The 17,313-nt window shown below is 72.3% G+C and carries 18 protein-coding genes; 11 read left to right on the top strand and 7 right to left on the bottom strand.

Annotated features, from left to right (window positions below):
- Positions 1–14: 14 nt before the first annotated feature.
- Both ACVBD7_RS03270 and ACVBD7_RS03265 read right to left on the bottom strand, forming a co-directional pair.
- Complete coding sequence (locus ACVBD7_RS03270) at positions 15–2,543, bottom strand: ABC transporter permease (protein ID WP_458096083.1); 2,529 nt, start codon at positions 2,541–2,543, stop codon at positions 15–17.
- On the bottom strand, positions 2,540–3,307 hold the full coding sequence (locus tag ACVBD7_RS03265; RefSeq protein WP_458096082.1) for an ABC transporter ATP-binding protein: 768 nt from the start codon (positions 3,305–3,307) through the stop codon (positions 2,540–2,542). The genes ACVBD7_RS03270 and ACVBD7_RS03265 overlap by 4 nt, the downstream gene beginning before the upstream one ends.
- A gap of 127 nt (positions 3,308–3,434) precedes the next feature.
- Between ACVBD7_RS03265 and ACVBD7_RS03260 the strand changes: the two genes are divergently transcribed.
- The 4 genes from ACVBD7_RS03260 (at position 3,435) to ACVBD7_RS03245 (ending at position 5,884) form a co-directional block, all read left to right on the top strand.
- Positions 3,435–3,983, top strand: coding sequence for an arylesterase (locus ACVBD7_RS03260; protein WP_458097626.1), 549 nt, complete (start codon positions 3,435–3,437; stop codon positions 3,981–3,983).
- A 5-nt stretch (positions 3,984–3,988) separates the two neighbouring features.
- Positions 3,989–4,525: an RNA 2',3'-cyclic phosphodiesterase gene (thpR, locus tag ACVBD7_RS03255; protein ID WP_458096081.1), complete on the top strand. Its 537-nt coding sequence runs from the start codon at positions 3,989–3,991 to the stop codon at positions 4,523–4,525.
- Complete coding sequence (cobB, locus tag ACVBD7_RS03250; RefSeq protein WP_458096080.1) at positions 4,494–5,237, top strand: Sir2 family NAD+-dependent deacetylase; 744 nt, start codon at positions 4,494–4,496, stop codon at positions 5,235–5,237. The genes thpR and cobB overlap by 32 nt, the downstream gene beginning before the upstream one ends.
- A 74-nt stretch (positions 5,238–5,311) precedes the next feature.
- On the top strand, positions 5,312–5,884 hold the full coding sequence (locus tag ACVBD7_RS03245) for a uracil-DNA glycosylase family protein (RefSeq protein ID WP_458096079.1): 573 nt from the start codon (positions 5,312–5,314) through the stop codon (positions 5,882–5,884).
- Positions 5,885–5,893: 9 nt separating this feature from the next.
- On the opposite strand, the gene ACVBD7_RS03240 is transcribed toward ACVBD7_RS03245, so the two are convergent.
- From ACVBD7_RS03240 to ACVBD7_RS03230, 3 genes are all read right to left on the bottom strand, one after another.
- Positions 5,894–6,793, bottom strand: a complete 900-nt coding sequence (locus tag ACVBD7_RS03240; RefSeq protein WP_458096078.1) for an NAD(P)H-hydrate dehydratase — start codon at positions 6,791–6,793, stop codon at positions 5,894–5,896.
- A gap of 25 nt (positions 6,794–6,818) precedes the next feature.
- A complete protein-coding gene (locus tag ACVBD7_RS03235; protein ID WP_458096077.1) occupies positions 6,819–7,613 on the bottom strand; it encodes a histidine phosphatase family protein in 795 nt (264 codons plus the stop codon).
- Between the two features lie 97 nt (positions 7,614–7,710).
- Entirely contained in the window at positions 7,711–8,118 is a 408-nt protein-coding gene (locus ACVBD7_RS03230; protein WP_458096076.1) for a metallopeptidase family protein, read from the bottom strand.
- 72 nt (positions 8,119–8,190) lie between these two features.
- Here ACVBD7_RS03230 and ACVBD7_RS03225 point away from each other — a divergent pair, with 72 nt between their 5' ends.
- Positions 8,191–8,496: a 4a-hydroxytetrahydrobiopterin dehydratase gene (locus ACVBD7_RS03225; RefSeq protein ID WP_458096075.1), complete on the top strand. Its 306-nt coding sequence runs from the start codon at positions 8,191–8,193 to the stop codon at positions 8,494–8,496.
- A gap of 13 nt (positions 8,497–8,509) precedes the next feature.
- On the opposite strand, the gene bla is transcribed toward ACVBD7_RS03225, so the two are convergent.
- Entirely contained in the window at positions 8,510–9,406 is an 897-nt protein-coding gene (bla, locus tag ACVBD7_RS03220; RefSeq protein WP_458096074.1) for a class A beta-lactamase, read from the bottom strand.
- A gap of 162 nt (positions 9,407–9,568) precedes the next feature.
- Here bla and ACVBD7_RS03215 point away from each other — a divergent pair, with 162 nt between their 5' ends.
- The 5 genes from ACVBD7_RS03215 (at position 9,569) to ACVBD7_RS03195 (ending at position 15,686) form a co-directional block, all read left to right on the top strand.
- On the top strand, positions 9,569–10,543 hold the full coding sequence (locus ACVBD7_RS03215) for a tripartite tricarboxylate transporter substrate-binding protein (RefSeq protein WP_458096073.1): 975 nt from the start codon (positions 9,569–9,571) through the stop codon (positions 10,541–10,543).
- An 11-nt stretch (positions 10,544–10,554) separates the two neighbouring features.
- Entirely contained in the window at positions 10,555–11,412 is an 858-nt protein-coding gene (locus ACVBD7_RS03210; RefSeq protein ID WP_458096072.1) for an ABC transporter substrate-binding protein, read from the top strand.
- Positions 11,413–11,510: 98 nt separating this feature from the next.
- Positions 11,511–12,416 carry a PhzF family phenazine biosynthesis protein gene (locus ACVBD7_RS03205; RefSeq protein WP_458096071.1) on the top strand — a complete coding sequence of 302 codons (906 nt, stop codon included), beginning with the start codon at positions 11,511–11,513 and terminating at the stop codon, positions 12,414–12,416.
- Between the two features lie 35 nt (positions 12,417–12,451).
- The gene (locus ACVBD7_RS03200; RefSeq protein ID WP_458096070.1) at positions 12,452–14,503 is read left to right on the top strand and encodes an HWE histidine kinase domain-containing protein; all 2,052 of its coding nucleotides are present in this window, start codon (positions 12,452–12,454) and stop codon (positions 14,501–14,503) included.
- A gap of 115 nt (positions 14,504–14,618) precedes the next feature.
- Positions 14,619–15,686, top strand: coding sequence for a M20/M25/M40 family metallo-hydrolase (locus tag ACVBD7_RS03195; RefSeq protein ID WP_458096069.1), 1,068 nt, complete (start codon positions 14,619–14,621; stop codon positions 15,684–15,686).
- Here ACVBD7_RS03195 and gluQRS read toward each other — a convergent pair.
- Positions 15,673–16,548 (bottom strand): tRNA glutamyl-Q(34) synthetase GluQRS, encoded by an 876-nt coding sequence (gene gluQRS, locus ACVBD7_RS03190; RefSeq protein ID WP_458097625.1) that lies wholly within the window; start codon positions 16,546–16,548, stop codon positions 15,673–15,675. The genes ACVBD7_RS03195 and gluQRS overlap by 14 nt on opposite strands.
- A gap of 44 nt (positions 16,549–16,592) precedes the next feature.
- Here gluQRS and ACVBD7_RS03185 point away from each other — a divergent pair, with 44 nt between their 5' ends.
- Positions 16,593–17,258, top strand: a complete 666-nt coding sequence (locus ACVBD7_RS03185) for an alpha/beta hydrolase (RefSeq protein WP_458096068.1) — start codon at positions 16,593–16,595, stop codon at positions 17,256–17,258.
- Positions 17,259–17,313 lie beyond the last annotated feature (55 nt).

Here is a 17,313-nt window from a genome sequence, read left to right as displayed (position 1 = left end):
CAGGCGCGGCGCCCCTACTCGTTCCGCAGCAGCGGCGCGGCCTTCGCCCGCAGGGCCAGCGCGGTGCCAGCGTAGCCCATGGCCAGGGTCAGCACGACGCAGAACAGGATCGTCCCGGCGAGGGTGCCCGGAAGGAAGGTCCAGTCCGTGCGCATCACGAAGCGGGTGACGCCCCAGGACGCGGCTGTACCGACGGCAGCAGCCACCAGCCCGGCCACGAGCCCGAGCAGCCCGAACTCTACCAGCCAGGCGCGCCGGATCTGCGCGCGCGAGGCGCCGAGCGTCTTCAGCACCACCGCATCCCGGATCCGCCGTCGCTGCCCCGCCGCCACCGCGCCGGCCAGCACCAGGAGACCGGAGACCAGAGTCAGCGCCGCGGTGGAGGACAGCGCCGTTCCCAGCCGTGCGAGCAGCCCCGCCACCGCGTCCAGCGCGTCACGAACCCGGATGCCGGTGACGTTGGGGAAGGCATCCGTCACCGCCCGTAGCAGCACCGAATCCCGTGCCGGATCGCCGCGCACGGTCGCGATGTGGGTGTGCGGCGCCGCTTCCAGCAGCCCGGGCGAGGCCACCATGGAGAAGTTCAGGCCCAGCCCGCGCCACTGGATGTCGCGGGTGGAGGTCACCCGCAATGGCACGTCGCGCCCCAGCACGTTCACGGTGATGACGGAGCCCGGCCCGGCATTCCATCCACGCGCCAAGTTGTCATCCAGAGAAACCAGCGGCTCGCCCCGATAATCCGGTGCCCACCACTGACCTTGCACCACCCGAGTGCCTTCCGGCGGCGTGGCCGAATAGGTCAGGCCGCGATCGCCGCGCAACGCCCAGCGCGTCTCCTCGGTGGCCTGCACCTGGTCCGCCGGCACGCCGTTCACCGCGACGATCCGCGCCCGCAGCGACGGCACGCGCCGCACCTCGGTCACCCCCGCAACGCCCTGCGCCACCCGGTCGAAGGCCGCGGCCTGATCGGACTGGATGTCGATGAAGTAGAAGGACGGGGCCGCGTCCGGCAGGCTCTCGCTGATCTGGTGCCGCAAATTGCCCTGGATCAGCGCAATGGCCGCCAGCGTGGTCAGCCCGATGCCAAGGGAGACGAGCATCAGCGCTGTGGGCGCCCCCGGCCGGTGCAGGTTGGCCAAGCCAAGCCGCAGGGAGGGCCGGCGCCGCGCCGGAATGCGCCGCGCCACTGCCTGCAAGCCGGCGGCGGCAACGCGGAACAGCGCCAGCGTGCCCAGCGCCGCCGCGCAGAAGGAGAGGGCGAACAACGGCCGCTCCGCCGTGCCCACCACCAGCGCCACCAGCAGCGCCACCGCCGCCCCGTTCGCCAGCAGAAGCCCGATCCGCGGCCGCGCGCCGGGGTTGGGCTGCACATTGTCGCGGAACAACGCGGCGCCCGGGATGTCCCGCGCCCGGCCAAGCGGCCAGAGCGCGAAAGCCAGCGCCGTCAGCAGCCCATAGGCTGCGGCCAGCGCCAGCGGCACGGGGTAGAAGCCCAGCCGCGGCGGCACGGGCAGCGCATCGGCCAGGGCCACTGCCGCGGCCCAGGTCAGCCCGTATCCGGCCACCAGCCCGATGCCGATGCCCAGCAGCGCCAGCCCCAGCACCTGAATGAGATAGGTGGCGAAGATTGCCCCCGCCGGTGCGCCCAGGCAGCGCAGCGTGGCGATGGTGCGCCCCCGCTGCTCGAGCCAGGACCGCACGCCGGTTGCCACGCCGATTCCGCCCACCAGCAGCGCCGTCAGCCCTGCCAGCACAAGGAAGGAGGCCGCTTGGTCAAGGAAGCGGTTCACCCCCGGCTGCCCCTGGGACGCGTCCCGCACCCGCCAGCCGCCGTCGGCGAAGGGCGCGCCCCGCAGCGCCTCGGCGGTCGCCCGCGCATCCGCGCCCGGCGGCAGTGCTGCCCGCAGTTCGTAGGTGACGAGGCTCCCGGGCTGGACGAGCGCCGTCCCCTCCAGCGCCGCCAGCGGGATGATCGCGCGCGGCCCCAGCACGGCCGGGCCAGAGACCTTGTCGGGCTCCGAAACCACCGCGCCGCGATAGGCGAACCGCGCCTCACCGATCCGCACCTCCGCCCCGGGCTGCAGGCCCAGGCGCTCCGCGACAAGTGGATCCATGGCCACGGGCGGCAGCCCCGCCGTCCCCGCAGCGAGCGGGCCGGACGGATCCAACTGCAACTCGCCCAGTAGCGGATAGGCCGCATCCACCGCCTTCAGCTCAACCAGCGTCCGGTCGCCGGAGGGCGCGACAGCCATGGCCCGCATGGTGACCAGCTCGGCCATGCGCCCGCCCCGTGCCTCGATCCAGCCGCGCGCCTCCGGCGGGAAAGGCCGCGAATTCGCTGCCGCCAGGTCGCCGCCCAGCAGGCGCGCCCCATCAGCCTCAAGCCCGGCCTGTACCGCGGCCCGCAGCGTGCCCACCGCCGCGATGGCGGCGACGCCCAGCGCCAGGCAGGCGAGCACGATCCGCAGTCCCCGCACCCCGCCGCGCAGCTCGCGCCGTGCGAGGCGCCAGCCCATGGCCAGGTTGCTCACGGGCTTCGTCACGCGGAGACCCCGCCCGTGTCGGAAACGATCTGCCCGTCCTCCACCCGAACCTGCCGCTCGCAGCGCGCGGCGAGTGAAGGATCGTGGGTGATCAGAACGAGGGTGGTCGAGAAGCGCTCCCGCAGGCCGAAGAGAAGGTCCATCACCTTTTCTCCCGTCGCCCGGTCCAGGTTACCCGTCGGCTCGTCGGCCAGAAGCAGGGCAGGTTCGGCGACAAAGGCGCGGGCCAACGCCACGCGCTGCTGCTCGCCGCCCGAGAGCTGGCCGGGATAGTGGGACAGGCGGTGGCCGAGCCCCACGGACTCCAACGCTGCCGCGGCCCGGTCGAAAGCGTCCTCGCGCCCGGCGAATTCCAGCGGGATCGCCACGTTCTCGAGTGCCGACATGGTCGGGATCAGGTGGAAGGCCTGGAACACGATGCCGAGCGAATCCCGCCGGAATCGGGCAAGCGCGTCCTCGTCCATCCCCGCCAGCTCCTGCCCGGCGACCTGCAACGTGCCACCCGAGGCACGCTCCAGCCCTGCCAGCAGCATGAGCAGCGAGGTCTTGCCTGAGCCCGACGGCCCGACAATTCCGACGGCCTCCCCGGGCCTGACGGTGAGATCGACTCCCCGGAGGATGTTGACCTCCCCCCCTGCCCCCACCACCCTGAAGGACAGGGCGCGCGCATCGATCAGCGGCGCGCCCACGGGCTTGTTGCCCATGGGTTTGGAATGGGCCGTCGCATCCGCGGCGGCCGGGGTCTGGGTCAGGGAATCCGGCATGAAGGCGAGATTGGGGCGCCGGGGTCTCCTGGGTAGGGGCTTCGGAGGTTTCGTTCTGTGTCTGGCAGGATCTGGTGCCCTGCCCGGCACGGCCAGGGCGCAGGAGTCGCGGCCTCTTCGGTTGCTGATGCTCGGGGACAGCATCACCGCGGCCTACGGCCTTGCCCGGCCCGAAGGCCTGCCCGCGAAGCTGGAGGAGGCCCTCCGCGCGGCAGGGCGCCCGGTGACGGTCATTGATGCCGGAGTCTCCGGCGACACAACCGCCGGCGGCCGATCCCGGGTGGAATGGTCCCTCGCCGAGCGGCCGGACGCGGTGATCGTGGCACTCGGCGGCAATGACGGGCTGCGCGGGATCGAGCCGCGCAACAGCGAGGCCAATCTCCGCGCCATCCTGGAGATGCTGCGGGCCCGCAACCTGCCCGTTCTTCTCGCCGGCATGCTGGCCCCGCCCAATCTCGGCGCCGATTACGGCCGCGAGTTCGCCGGTGTGTTCCAGACCCTCGCCCGCGACTTCCCCGATGCCGTCTTCTATCCCTTCCTGCTGGAGGGCGTGGCCGGTGAGGCCGCGCTGAACCAGCCCGACCGCATCCACCCCAATCCCCTGGGCGTTCAGGAGATGGTCCGGCGCATGCGACCGGCCGTCGAGACGCTTCTCAGCAAGGTGAGGCCCGCCTAGACCCCATGGTCCGCCTGTTTGTCGCGCTCGCGCTTCCCGAGACGCTGCGCATCCAGCTCTCGGGTCTGGCCGGGGGGATCCAGGGTGCCCGCTGGGTGCCGCCGCAGAACTATCATCTCACCCTCCGCTTCATCGGGGAGGTGGAGAACTGGCGGGCCGACGAGGTGGACGAGGCGCTGTCCTCCATCCGCAGCAAGCCCTTCGACCTGTCGCTCCGCGGCGTCGGCACCTTCGAGAAAGCGGGCAAGATCCAGAGCCTGTGGATCGGCGTGGAGAAGACTGAAGGCCTGACCCACCTGCAGTCCAAGGTCGAGACCGCCCTGCAGCGGATGGGCTTCGACCCCGAGCGCCGCCGCTTCGCCCCCCATGTGACCCTGGCGCGCACGGACAAGGCGCCACCGCCCAAGCTCATCGAGTGGGTGCAGACCCACAACCTGTTCCGCGCCCCGCCGGCGACGATGGACCACTTCACCCTCTTCTCCTCCCGCCTCGGCAAGGAGAGCCCGGTCTATGTGCCGGAGGTGGAGTACGAGCTTGCCTGAGGCACCGCCCCGCATCGTCATCCTCACCGGCGCCGGCATTTCTCGCGAATCCGGCCTGCACACCTTCCGGGACGCGGAGGGCATCTGGGCCCGCCACCGGATCGAGGACGTGGCCACGCCAGAGGCCTTCGCGCGCGACCCCGCTCTGGTGCAGGGCTTCTACAACGCCCGCCGCGCCCAGCTGCGCGACCCGGCCATCCGCCCCAACGCCGCGCATGAGGCGCTCGCCGAGCTCGACGCCAACTGGCCGGACGACCGGTTCCTGCTCGTCACCCAGAACGTGGACGATCTGCATGACCGCGCCGGGTCCAAGCGGCTGATCCCCATGCACGGGGAACTGGCGAAGGCGCGCTGCCTGCGCTGCGCCGCCATTACCCCGGCCGAGGGCGACCTGACACCCGCTTCCACCTGCACGGAATGCGGCAGCACTGGCACGCTGCGCCCCCATGTCGTCTGGTTCGGCGAGATGCCCTTGCAGATGGAGCGGATCGGCGCGGCGCTGGCGGAGTGTGACCTGTTCGTCTCCATCGGCACCTCGGGCGCCGTCTATCCCGCCGCCGGCTTCGTGCTCGAGGTACGGGACCGCGCCGACACGTTGGAGCTGAACCTGGAGCCCAGCGAGGGCAGCCACCTGTTTGACGACGCCCGTCATGGCCCAGCGACCGAACTCGTCCCGGCCTTCGTGCGGAACCTGCTGGAGCGCTGGGCCTGATCCCCCGCCCGGCGCCCCCCGCCGCGCCGCCCGACACCCCTGCCCGCGACCCCGGCCTTCCCGCGGGCGCCACGATGGATGAGGCCGCGGCCGCTGCCAGCGCCTGCACGCTGTGCACCCCGAACCTGCCCCTCGGCCCCCGTCCCATCCACCAGCTGCACGCGCGGGCGCGCATCCTTGTCACCAGCCAGGCGCCAGGGACCAAGGCGCACCTCTCCGGCATCCCCTTCGAGGACGCCTCCGGCGAGCGCCTGCGCGACTGGCTGGGCATGGACAAGGCACGCTTCTACGACCCCACCCAGCTCGCCATCCTGCCCATGGGCATGTGCTATCCCGGCCGCCTGCCCCGTGGCGGCGACTGTCCGCCACGCCCGGAATGTGCGCCCACCTGGCACCCGCGCATCCTGCCGCTCTTCACGAACCTCCGGCTGCGCCTCCTGGTCGGCGCCCATGCCATCCGCCACGTCCTCGGCCCGGGCCCGGCGCTGTCCGAGCGCGTCGCGCGCTACGCCGAGACGCTGCCCGGGCACTTTCCCCTGCCTCACCCGTCCTGGCGCACCCTCGTCTGGGCCGGAAAGCATCCCTGGTTCGACGCCGAGGTCATTCCGGCGCTGCGGCGGGAGGTCGCGCGGGCGCTGGCCGACTGACCCCGCCCCTCAGGGTCGCGCGGCGGACCCTGCAGAGAGATCCGCCATGATCGCCGGCACTTCCGCCAGCAGCTCGCGCGCAAGAAAGCCCAGGGGCCCGATCCGCCGCGCCAGCCGGTGCCCGGCCTCGGCATGCAACCACACCGCCCAGGCCGTCGCCTCAAGCGGCGGCGTTCCGCGCGCCAGCAGCCCCGCGACAATCCCGGCCAGCGTATCGCCGGAGCCGGAGGTCGCCAGCCCGACATGCCCGTGGTCGAGGAACAGCGCCTCGCCGCTCGGCGTCACCACCCAGGTCTGGCCGCCCTTCATCGCCACCACCGCGCCCAGCACATTCGCCGCCCGCCGCGCCGCGGCCAGGGGGTCGGCCGAGACCTCCTCCTTCGGGATGCTCAGGATGCTCGCCATCTCTCCGGCATGGGGCGTGACCACGCCGCGCAACCCGTGGCGGCGCAACGCATCGGGATGGGCGGCGAGGTCGCTGAGCGCCCCAGCGTCCAGCACCACGCCTGGGCCGGGCTCGGTCCCGTCCAGCAGCGCGGTGACCAGCGCCTCCGTCTCCTCGCCTGAGGACAGGCCGGGCCCGATCAGCAGGGCGGCGCAGGAGGCGAGGCGCGGAAGCAGGGCCTCGGCCGCGCGGCGTGAGATACCACCGTCCGCAGTCTCCTCCAGCCCGATCACAAGCGCCTCCGGCATGGCCAGCGCTAGATGCGGCGCGACGGAGCGCACGGTCGCCAGCCGCAGCTTCCCCGCCCCCGCCCGCAGCGCCGCCTCGCCGGCCAACAGCACGGCGCCCGGCACCTCAACCGAACCGCCGATCACCTGCACCGTGCCGCGCTGGGACTTGTCATCGTCCTGCGCGGGCACGGGCAGCGGGTGCCTGCGGAGCCAGGTGGGATCAATGACGGTCATGTACGGCGTCCCCCGATACGGGGCGTCACGCGCCCACTGCCTTCGCGTCCGGCTCTGCCGTCACCGGCGTGCCCTCCCGCCGCAGCGGGGCAACGAAATTGTAGCGGGACAGGCGAAGTGCGCCCGTGGCGCCTGCTTCCGGATCGAAGCGGTACTCGGTGATGCCGCAATTCGGCACGTCGCCCTCACGGTCGATCGCCAGGATTCGCTCCTCGGTCATGTTCTCCAGCAGATAGCGCAGGCAGAGCACCACCACCTGATGCCCCACGATCAGCACGCGCCGTCCGCCATGGTGCAGGCTGATGGTGTCCAGCGCCGAGCGCAGCCGCAGGATCACGTCGCACCAGGATTCGCCGCCCGGCGGCCGGTGGTAGAACTTGCCGAGGATACGGCGGAACTCGGCCTGGTCGGGCATCTCCTGGCGAATGCCGAAGGTGGTCAGCCCGTCCAGCACCCCGAATTCCTTCTCTCGCAGGCGCTCGTCGACGACGAAGTCCTCCGGGGCGACCGGAAGCCCGCCCGCCTCATGCACCAGCCCCGCCGTCTGCCGCGCCCGCAGATAGGGGGAGCACAGCACCACCTCGGGCCGCTCCTCCTCGGGCAGGCCGGCGAACCAGCGGCCGAGGGAACGGGACTGTGCCTCGCCGAGCTCGCTCAGTGGCACGTCCACGTCCCGGCCCTCCAGCCCTATCCGCGCGGCATTGGCGCGATGCGCAGCGTCGCGTGCGACATTCCCCGCGCTCTCGCCGTGGCGGGCGATCCAGAGCGTGTCGGGCCATCTCTGTGAGGGCGTGGGCTGGGACGGCTTGGGCTGGGGCATGGTCGGACCTCTCTGCCCAGCCCAACGCGGGGCCGTCCGGCGGGTTGGACCCAAACCAGCATGGGATAGAGAGGAAGGATGGCCTCCCCGGGCGGGGTTAGCCCTCGCCCTCCAGCCGCGCGATCCCTTCTTCGGAATAGCCGAAGTGGTGCGCGATCTCGTGGATGAGCACGTTGCGTACGAGCCGGAACAGGTCCTCGCCACTCTCCACCCATTCCACCAGGATCGGCTCGCGGTAGAGCAGGATGGTGTCGGGCTCCAGCGAGGCGTCGAGCACCGACTTCTCCGTCAGCGGCGTGCCCCGGTAGAGGCCGGTCAGCTCCCAGGGATGTTCCATCCCCAGCGCCTCCAGCGTCTCGTCGTCGGGCAGTTCCTCGACGATGATGAGGGTGCCACGCACGGCCTCGCGCAGCGGCGCGGGGATGGCGGCGAAGGCGGCCTCGGCCAGTCCGGCCAGGTCGTCGGCGCTCGGCGGGGCGCCCCAGCGCATCACGGTGTCGGTCATGCGCCAAGGGGGCCATAAGAACGGCCCCGGTCAAGAGAAACCGGGGGAAGAGGAACAGGACGAACGGTGCCCATGGTCGAACCCCTCACCCCCGCCCGCCGCGCGGAACTGCCCGCCCTGCTGCCCGGCTGGGCGCCCGTGGCCGGAGGGCGCGACGCCATCCACCGCGCCTTTCGCTTCCGCGACTTCTCAGAGGCCTTTGCCTTCATGGCCCGCGTGGCTCTGCTGGCCGAGGCGCAGGACCATCACCCTGAATGGTCAAACGTGTGGAATCGGGTGGAGATCACACTGACCACCCATGATGCCGGCCCGGATGGGGGCGGGTTGAGCGAGCGGGATATCCGCATGGCGGCCGCCATCGACGCCCTTCTGCCCTGACCCGCCCGGCCCCTCAGGCCGCCGAGGCCGCCGCGATGGCGGTGGCGACCTCGGCCAATGCCGCGTCCCGACGTGCCCCATCGGCCGGGCCCCCGGTGAGATAGGCCGTCACCACCAGGGGAGCGGCCCCGCCCGGCGGCCAGAGCACGCCGACGACGTTGCTGGTGTTGTTCCTGCCCGTTCCCGTGCGGTCCCCCACCTGCCAGCCCTGTGGCACCCCGGCCCGCAGCCGCGCATCGCCCGTCCGGCTCTCCCGCATCCATCCCCGCAGCCGCTCTCCGGACGCCGGCGACAGGGCATTGCCCAGCGACAGCGCCTGAACATCGGCCAGCATGGCGGCAGGGCTGGTCGTATCGCGCGGATCGCCGGGACGCGCCTCGTTCAGCTCGGGCTCCCGCCGGTCCAGCCTCGTCACGCCGTCGCCCAGCCCGCGCAGCCAGGCCGTCAGCCCCTCCGGCCCCTCGACCACGCCCAGCAGCAGGTTGGCGGCGGTGTTGTCGCTATGGACCAGGATCGCCGAGCACAGCTCGGCCAGGGTCATCCCCTCCCCGCCGACCCGGTCGCGGGTGATCGGGGCGTATTCCAGCAAGTCCTCCCGCGAGACGCGGACGCGCCGGTCCGATGAGTCCCGCCCGGCATCGATGCGGGCCAGCACGGCGCCGGCGAGAAGCAGCTTGAAGGTGCTGCACATCGGGAAGCGCTCCGCCTCCCGGTGCCCCGCGCGGCGACCGCTCCCGGTATCGAGCACAGCCACGCCCAGCCGCCCGCCGCAGGCCGTCTCAACGGCCGCGAAGGCGGCGGGAAGGCCCGCGAAACCGCCTTCCGCCCGGGCCGCCGCGGCGCCGAGCGCCCCAGAGCCGAGCGCCCCAAACGCAACTGCCGCACCACCGATGCCCCGCCTCGTGATCATCCCGAGCCTCCCCTGTCCAGCGGCGGGAAGCTGACGATGGCGATGGGGGCTGACAAGCCGGCGGGGCCGGGTCCAGCCATGGGCAGATGGCCGTTGCGCCCCGCGCCGGTCTCGCGCAGCCTCCCCGCAAGCGCCGGACACCGGCCAACCGGAGGAACGACGATGCCCATTACCCGCCGCGCAGCCCTTGCCGCCCCCGCCCTTCTCGCCGCCCGTCCGCTGCTGGCCCAAGGGACGACGTTCCCTTCCCGCGCCGTCCGCATGGTCGTGCCCTACACTCCCGGCGGGGTCTCCGACATCACCGCGCGCCTCATGGCCGAGCCGCTGGCCGCCCAGTGGGGCCAGCCCGTGCCGGTGGAGAACCGCGCGGGCGCCGACGGCATCATCGGCACCGATGTCGTCGCCAAGTCCGCGCCGGACGGCCACACGCTGGCCCTCGTCTCGGTCGGCCACCCCGTGAACGCCGCCTTCTACCGCCTGCCCTATGACACGATGCGGGACTTCTCCTTCGTCACGCTGACGACGAAGACGCCGCTCGTGCTCATCGCCGGCAAGGGCTTCGGCGCCTCCACCCCGGCCGAGGTTGTGGCGAAGGCCAAGGCGGGCGGGACGGCCCAGCCCCTCACCTTCGCCGGCACCTCGGGCGTGGTGCGCCTGGCCCCGCTGCTCTTCGCCCAGCGCGCGGAGATCGAGATGACCTATGTGCCCTATCGCGGCTCGACCCAGGCGCATCCGGACCTGATGGCCGGGCGCGTGGACATCATGTTCGACACGGTACCGGCGGCGCTCGCCCACATCCAGTCCGGCAGCTTCAAGGCGATTGCCACCACCGGCGCAGCCCGTGCGCCGCAGCTGCCCGAGGTGCCTACCCTCGGGGAAGCCTTCATGCCGGGCTTCGAAGCCTCGACCTGGGGCATGGTCATCGGCCCGGCCAACATCCCGGAGCCGCTGCTGGCGAAGCTCTCGGCCGATTGCGGGGCCACGGTCATGCGCCCCGACGTCGTCGCCCGCCACGCAGCACTGGGCGCCGAGGTGGTGCGCTCCACCCCCGAGGAGACCCGCCGCTTCGTCCAGGCGGAGATGGACAAGTGGGGCGAGGCGGCCCGCCGCGCCGGCATCCAGCCGCAATCCGCGTGAGGGCCGGCCGTATGACGCCGATCACCCGCCGCGACCTGGCGCCTCTCGCCCTGGTGGGCCTTGCCGTGCTGCCATCCGGCATGACCCAAGCCCAGACTCCGCCCCCATCCCCCATTCCGACACAGGCCGGCGGAGGAACCGCGCCGGCCGAGGTCGCCGCGGCCCTCGCACCCTCGGGCACGCTCCGCGTCGCGATCAACTTCGGCAATACCGTCCTCGCCCAGCCCGACCCGGCCACCGGCGCCCCGCGCGGTGTCTCGGCGGAGCTGGCCGCCGAGGTGGCGCGGCGCATCGGCAAACCCATCCAGTTCGTCACCTTCGACAGCGCCGGAAAGGTGACGGATGCCGGGCGGCAGGGCGCCTGGGACCTGTGCTTTCTTGCCATCGACCCCGTGCGCGCCCAGGGCATCACCTTCACCGCACCCTATGTCGTGATCGAAGGGACCTATCTCGTCACCGCCGACTCGCTTCTGAGGGCCGTCGAGGAGTTCGACCGCCCGGGGACGCGCATCGCGGTCGGCCGTGGCAGCGCCTACGACCTCTATCTCACCCGCGCGCTGAAGCAGGCCGAGCTGGTCCGCGTGCCCAGCTCGCCCGAGGCGATCGAGGCCTTTCGGCGGGACCGGCTGGATGCTGTCGCCGGAGTGAAACAGCCCCTGGTGGAATATGCCCGCGCCAACCCGTCCATGCGCGTCATCCCCGGCCGCTTCATGGTGATCGAGCAGGCGGTGGGCATCCCGCAGGGCCGCGAGGCCGCACTCCCCTGGCTCCGCGCCTTCGTGGAGGAGATGAAGGCCTCCGGTTTCGTTGCCCGCGCGCTCTCGGCCAGCGGCCAGGGCGATGCGGCCGTGGCCCCCGCGGCGACCTGACCCGCGCCCCGACCCAGGGCACGAGCGCCGGGCCGCACCCCGCCGCCCGCCCGTGGGGACCCGAGGACATCCGCGCAGCGACGGGCTAGGATCGCGCCATGCGCGCCATCCCTTTCGTTACCGTGGACGTTTTCACGGGCACCCGCTTCGGCGGTAACCCGCTCGCCGTCTTTCCCGATGCGCGCGGCCTGTCGGATGCCGAGATGCAGGCCCTGGCTGCCGAGTTCAACCTGAGCGAGACCACCTTCGTCCTGCCGCCCGAGGACCCCGCCCACACCGCCCGCGTCCGCATCTTCACGCGGCAGTACGAGATGCCCTTCGCCGGCCATCCAAATGTCGGCACCGGTTTCGTGCTCGCCACTCAGCAGGGCGGTCACAGCCACGGCGACCGGCTGCTCTTCGAGGAGATCGCGGGGCTGGTAGAGGTCTCGGTCGAGCGGGACGCGGAGGGAAATGTGACAGGCACGACCATCGCCGCTCCGCAGCCGCTTTCCCTGGGCGCCCGCTTCACCCCGGCCGAGATCGCGGCCTGCACCGGGCTCGAGGCCGCCGAGATCCTCACCGTGGGCCATGAGCCGCTTCAGGCCGGTACGGGCAACCTCTTTATCCTCGCGGAATGCGCGCCCGATGCACTCGGTCGCGCCCTCCCCGATTTCGCGGCCTTCCGCCGGATGGCCGATGCCCATGCGGTGCTGCGGGGCCGCGTGGCGATCTATCTCTACGCCCGCGACGGGACCCATCAGGGCGGGGGCATCCGTGCCCGCATGTTCGCCCCGCTTGGCGGCACCGTAGAGGATCCGGCGACCGGCAGCGCGGCCACGCCGTTGGCGGCCCTGCTGCTCTCCCTTTCCGGGGAGGCGGAGGCGCGGCTCGACATCACCCAGGGCGTGGAGATGGGCCGTCCCAGCCTGCTCCGCACCACCGCCCACCGCGCGGCCGACGGCATTCGCGCGACCGTCGGCGGCGGCTGCGTGCCCGTGCTGCGCGGCGAGGCCCTCCTCTGAGCGTCCCGGCCCCGCCGGCATCCGAGAGCGGCGGGGTGTCCACCCCGTCCCGTCCTCTCCTTCCCGCGGCGTTCGCCCCCGGGACCGCCGCGCTGCTCGCTGCCCGCCTCGCGACCGGACTCTACCGCGATGCCGAGGACGCGTTGCGCGCGGCTCTGCGCAGCCTCGCTGAGGCCGAGGCGGGATCCCGTGCTGCGGCGTCCGACCACCGGGCCTTCCGGCTCGCGCTGGAGGAGGGCCTGCGCGGCCTCACCGACCCCGTCGCCGCCATGGCAGCGGCGGCCGAGATGCTCGGCCGCGAGCTGGGCGTCGCCCGCGCCGGCTTCGGCGAGATCGACGCGGCCGGAGAAACCGTGCGGGTCGAGCGCGCCTGGACCGATGACAGCACCGACGCCCCGGCTGGCAGCCTTTCGGGCGAGGCTCGGCTGCTGGACGGCTTCGGCCCTGCCCTGATCGAGGAGCTTCGCGCCGGCCGCGTCCTCGTCGTGGAGGACAGCGCGACTGATCCGCGCGCAGGCGGCGCGGCCGAGGCCACCGCCTGGGCCAGCATCGGCACCCGCGCCCTCATCGTCGCGCCCATCGTAAAGGATGGCGCCCTCACCGCCCTGCTCTACGCCCATGAGCCCCATCCGCGCCGCTGGACGCCGGAGGAGATCGCCCTGGTGCGCGAGGTGGCGGAGCGCAGCTGGGATGCGGTCGGACGCGCCCGGGCGGAGGCAGCCCTGCGCGCCAGCGAGGCGCGCCACCGCGCCCTGTTCGACCTCGCCCCCTTCTCCGTCATCATCATCGACCCCGTGACTGGGCGCGTGCTCGACGTGAATGCCCAGGCCTGCGCCTCTTATGGCCATGACCGGGACGTGTTCCTGCGCCTCTCGATCGACGACATCGATGCTCTCGGCGATCCCGCGGGAGTTCGCGCGCGGGCACGGGCCGGCACCCTGCCCACCGCCGTCCAGGCCTTCGAGACACGCCACCGCACCGGGTCCGGTGCAATGCGGGACGTGCTGGTCCGCGTGCAGGGGGTGAGCCTGGACGGGCGGCCTGTTGCCTATGGCGCGCTGTTCGACATCACCGAGCGCAAGGCGGCCGAAGCCGCCCTGGGCGACTCCAATGCCCGGCTGCGCCTGGCGGTGGAGGCCGCGCGGCTGAGCAGCTGGGAGTTCGACTTCACCACCGGCACGGGGTCCCGGACCGGCCCGCTGTCCGTGGAGATCACCGCTGTCCCACAGAGGGGCTTGGTCTACGAGGACTGGTTCCACGGCATGCACCCCGAGGACCGGCCGGAGGCGGAGGCGCGGTTCCGCGCGGTGGCGGCCGGAAATGTCCCGCGGTTCGAGGCCGAGTTCCGCGTCATTCGCCCGGGCGGCGGCTGGACCTGGGTCAGCTCCTTTGGCGCCGTGGTCGAGCGCGACGAGCGGACCGGGGCCGCCCGCCGCATCGCCGGCGTCGCCCAGGACGTGACCGAGCGCCGCGCGGCCGAGGAGCGCCGCGCCCTGTTAATGCGGGAGGTGGATCACCGGGCGAAGAACGCCCTGAGCGTCGTGCAGGCCGCGCTGCGCCTGACCCGGGCCGAGGACCTGCCCTCCTACCGATTGGCGATCGAGGGACGCGTCGCCGCCATGGCCCGCGCCCAGACCCTGCTGGCCGATGACCGCTGGTCCGGCGCCGATCTGGGCGCGCTTCTTTCCGGCGAGTTGGATCCGTTCCTGGGCGGCGAGGACGGGCGCGCGGTGCTGGCTGGCCCGCCCGTCACCCTCCCCGCCGGTGCCGCCCAGCCATTGGCCATGGCGATCCACGAACTGGCCACGAACGCGACGAAGTACGGCGCCCTCTCGGCCCCTGCCGGCCGGCTCTCCATCGCTTGGCATGTGGAGAGCGGGGCGGTGCGCGTGCTGCGCCTGCGCTGGGCCGAGACGGGAGGCCCACGGCTGGCCGGCCCGCCAGACCGCCGCGGCTTCGGCACCCGCGTGCTGGAGGGCACCGTGCGCGCGCAGCTCGGCGGTGCCGTCACTCTCGCCTGGAACACGGCGGGGCTGGTTTGCGACATCGCTTTGCCGCTGGGCCGGGAGGGTACCGGCCCGGGGTGATGACACGGCGTGACGGCGCGGATTTGCGTCGGCGCCGTGCAGCCGCGGGCCGGTGCTCCCGTTGGAACGCCGTGCCTGCCGCTGCCTCCGGCGCCGGGCCGGGGAAAGGCGTCGCATGCGGGACGAATCGCTCGAGTTCCTGAAGACCCTGGTGGAAACGCCCTCGCCGAGCGGGGCGGAGGGCGCGGTCGCCCGGCTCTACCGCGACCGGGCCGGGCGATATGCGGATCGTGTCACAACCGATACCCACGGCAACGTCACCGCCATTCTCAACCCCGATGCGCCGATGCGGATCATGCTCGCCGGGCACATGGATGAGATCGGCTTCATCATCCACCAGATCAGCGAAGAGGGTCTTCTCCACTTCAGCACCATCGGCGGGCATGACAGCACCATCCCCGTCGGCCAGCGCGTCTGGGTACATGGGCGCCAGCGCATCCCGGGCGCGATTGGGCGCAAGGCGATACATCTGCTGAGCCCGGACGAGATCCAGAAGAAGCCGCGCATCTCCGAGCTGTGGATCGATATCGGCGCCCGCAGCCGCGCAGAGGCGGAGGAAGTGGTCGGACTTGGCGATGTCGCCACCTTCCAGTACGGCTTCGAGAAGCTTCTGGGTGACCGAGCGGTGGGGCGCGGCTTCGACAACAAGGCCGGACTGTTCATCGTGGCCGAGGCGCTGCGCTTGCTGAAGGAGGAGGGCGGCCTCGCCCCTGGCGTCGGCGTCTACGCGCTGGGCACGGTGCAGGAGGAGATCGGCTCGCGCGGCGCGAAGACCTCCGCCTCCGGTCTCGCGCCGCAGACGGGGATCGCGGTCGATATGGAGCACGCCATCGACTATCCCGGCGTGAGCGCGGCCGAGCACGGCCCGATGGAGATTGGCAAGGGACCGAGCATCCTGCGCGGCGCGAACACCAACCCCGTAGTCTTCGACATGATGAAGCGAGCGGCGCGGGAGGATGGCATCCCCCTGCAGATCCGCGTCGCGCCGGGCAGCACGCCGACGGACGAGAACGCCATGCAGCTCAGCGGCTCCGGCATGGCGACCGGGCTGCTCGGCATCGCACTGCGATACATGCACACGCCCTGCGAGGTGCTGAGCTTGACGGATGTGGAAAACGGCGCCCGGCTGCTCGCTGCCTACTGCCGCCGCGTGACCGCGGAGACAGACTTCACCCCGTGGTAGAGGCGTGCCCCTCCGCCATTGCGCGTATCGCAGCGGGGGTTGCACCACCTTCCCGCAGCCCGCGCAGGGACGGCGCACCGTCGCGCTTGGCCAGGCGCTTTCCATCCGCTCCCAGCAGCAGCGGGTGGTGACGATAGGCAGGCTCCGGCCAGCCCATCAGCGCCTGGAGGAGCCGGTGCAGGTCCGTCGCGGACTTCAGGTCCTCGCCGCGCGTCACCAGCGTTACGCCCTGCAACGCATCGTCATGCGTGACGCACAGGTGATAGGAGGCGGGCGTGTCCTTGCGCGCCAGCACGGCATCGCCAGAGCGTGCGGGGTCGCAGCGCAGGCGGCCCTGGCCGATCTCCTCGAAGGACAATGGACCGACAACCTCCAGCGCGGCCTCCATGTCCAGGCGCAGCGCATAAGCCGCGCCGGACGCCATGCGCGCTGCCCTGTCGCCCATTGAAAGCCGGCGGCAGGTGCCGGGATACAGAAGCCCCTCCGGCCCGTGCGGCGCCGCGCCGATCGCCGCCACCTCGCGCGCGATCTCGGCGCGCGTGCAGAAGCAGGGATATAGCAGGCCACGGGCAAGGAGTGCATCCAGCACGGCCCGATACGCGTCGAAATGCAGCGACTGCACGCGCACCGGCCCGTCCCAGTCCAGGCCGAGCCAGGCCAGGTCCTCCAGCACCGCATCCGTGAACTCCGGCCGGCAGCGCGCGCGGTCGATATCCTCGATGCGCAGCAGGAAGCGCCCGCCCGCCTCGCGCGCCGCTCGCCAGGCGATCAGTGCCGAATGCGCGTGGCCAAGATGCAGCAGCCCTGTCGGGCTCGGTGCGAAACGGGTGACGGGGCCAGGATGAACGGGGCTTGCTGCCATCGCGCCGGCCGGGTTAGCCCCGTGCAGCACCGAAGGAAAGCATCATGGCCGAACTCGACGGCCCCCGCTGGGGCCCTGCCTCGAAGGGGCGCGCGCAGCAGATCGTCTTTCTTCTCCACGGTGTGGGCGCGGATGGGAACGACCTGATCGACCTGGCGCCGCAATGGTCGCGCGCCGTGCCCGACGCGATGTTCATCGCACCAAACGCGCCAACGCCCTATGCTGGTGCCCCCTTCGGCCGACAGTGGTTCGACCTCACCGACCGCAACATGGCCCGCATGGAATCCGGCATCCGCGCCGTCGCCCCGGTGGTGGATGCCGCCATCACCCGCGAATGCGTCGCCGCCGGCCTGCCCGAGACGAATGTCATGCTGATGGGCTTCAGCCAGGGCGCGATGACCGCGCTGTTCTGCGGCCTTCGGCGCGCGGTGCCACCGGCGGCCATCCTCGCCTATTCCGGCCTTCTCCTCGCCCCCGAGTCCCTCGGGGCTGAACTGCGCGGCCGTCCGCCGGTGCTGCTTGTGCATGGCGAGGTGGATGAGGTGGTGCCCGTCGCGGGCAGCCGGGCGGCGGAGCGCGAGCTGCGCGACGCGGGTGTGCCGGTGGAGACGGTGTACTCGCCGCGACTCGGCCATGGCATCGACGATGCGGGCCTGGCCGCCGGCGCCCTGTTCCTGCAGCGCGCCGCGGCGAGCCTGCCGAGGGCCTGACCGCCTCCGTGACGGGCATGTGAATCCGCGTCACGGGCGAGTTGCGCCCCCCGCG

This window comes from Roseomonas sp. WA12 (assembly GCF_054165765.1).
The sequence above is the reverse complement of the archived record's forward strand: the minus strand, read 5'-3'. Positions and strand labels throughout refer to the sequence as shown.

What these genes read in the sequence shown, in the direction of transcription:
- ACVBD7_RS03235 (WP_458096077.1), bottom strand. Translation starts at nt 7,613, where the DNA reads ATGCCCCAGCCCAAGCCGTCCCAGCCCACGCCCTCACAGAGATGGCCC.
- ACVBD7_RS03230 (WP_458096076.1), bottom strand. Translation starts at nt 8,118, where the DNA reads ATGACCGACACCGTGATGCGCTGGGGCGCCCCGCCGAGCGCCGACGAC.
- ACVBD7_RS03260 (WP_458097626.1), top strand. Translation starts at nt 3,435, where the DNA reads ATGCTCGGGGACAGCATCACCGCGGCCTACGGCCTTGCCCGGCCCGAA.
- ACVBD7_RS03225 (WP_458096075.1), top strand. Translation starts at nt 8,191, where the DNA reads ATGGTCGAACCCCTCACCCCCGCCCGCCGCGCGGAACTGCCCGCCCTG.
- ACVBD7_RS03210 (WP_458096072.1), top strand. Translation starts at nt 10,555, where the DNA reads ATGACGCCGATCACCCGCCGCGACCTGGCGCCTCTCGCCCTGGTGGGC.
- ACVBD7_RS03240 (WP_458096078.1), bottom strand. Translation starts at nt 6,793, where the DNA reads ATGACCGTCATTGATCCCACCTGGCTCCGCAGGCACCCGCTGCCCGTG.
- ACVBD7_RS03265 (WP_458096082.1), bottom strand. Translation starts at nt 3,307, where the DNA reads ATGCCGGATTCCCTGACCCAGACCCCGGCCGCCGCGGATGCGACGGCC.
- ACVBD7_RS03215 (WP_458096073.1), top strand. Translation starts at nt 9,569, where the DNA reads ATGCCCATTACCCGCCGCGCAGCCCTTGCCGCCCCCGCCCTTCTCGCC.
- ACVBD7_RS03195 (WP_458096069.1), top strand. Translation starts at nt 14,619, where the DNA reads ATGCGGGACGAATCGCTCGAGTTCCTGAAGACCCTGGTGGAAACGCCC.
- ACVBD7_RS03245 (WP_458096079.1), top strand. Translation starts at nt 5,312, where the DNA reads ATGGATGAGGCCGCGGCCGCTGCCAGCGCCTGCACGCTGTGCACCCCG.
- gluQRS (WP_458097625.1), bottom strand. Translation starts at nt 16,548, where the DNA reads ATGGCAGCAAGCCCCGTTCATCCTGGCCCCGTCACCCGTTTCGCACCG.
- ACVBD7_RS03205 (WP_458096071.1), top strand. Translation starts at nt 11,511, where the DNA reads ATGCGCGCCATCCCTTTCGTTACCGTGGACGTTTTCACGGGCACCCGC.
- cobB (WP_458096080.1), top strand. Translation starts at nt 4,494, where the DNA reads ATGTGCCGGAGGTGGAGTACGAGCTTGCCTGAGGCACCGCCCCGCATC.
- ACVBD7_RS03185 (WP_458096068.1), top strand. Translation starts at nt 16,593, where the DNA reads ATGGCCGAACTCGACGGCCCCCGCTGGGGCCCTGCCTCGAAGGGGCGC.
- bla (WP_458096074.1), bottom strand. Translation starts at nt 9,406, where the DNA reads ATGATCACGAGGCGGGGCATCGGTGGTGCGGCAGTTGCGTTTGGGGCG.
- thpR (WP_458096081.1), top strand. Translation starts at nt 3,989, where the DNA reads ATGGTCCGCCTGTTTGTCGCGCTCGCGCTTCCCGAGACGCTGCGCATC.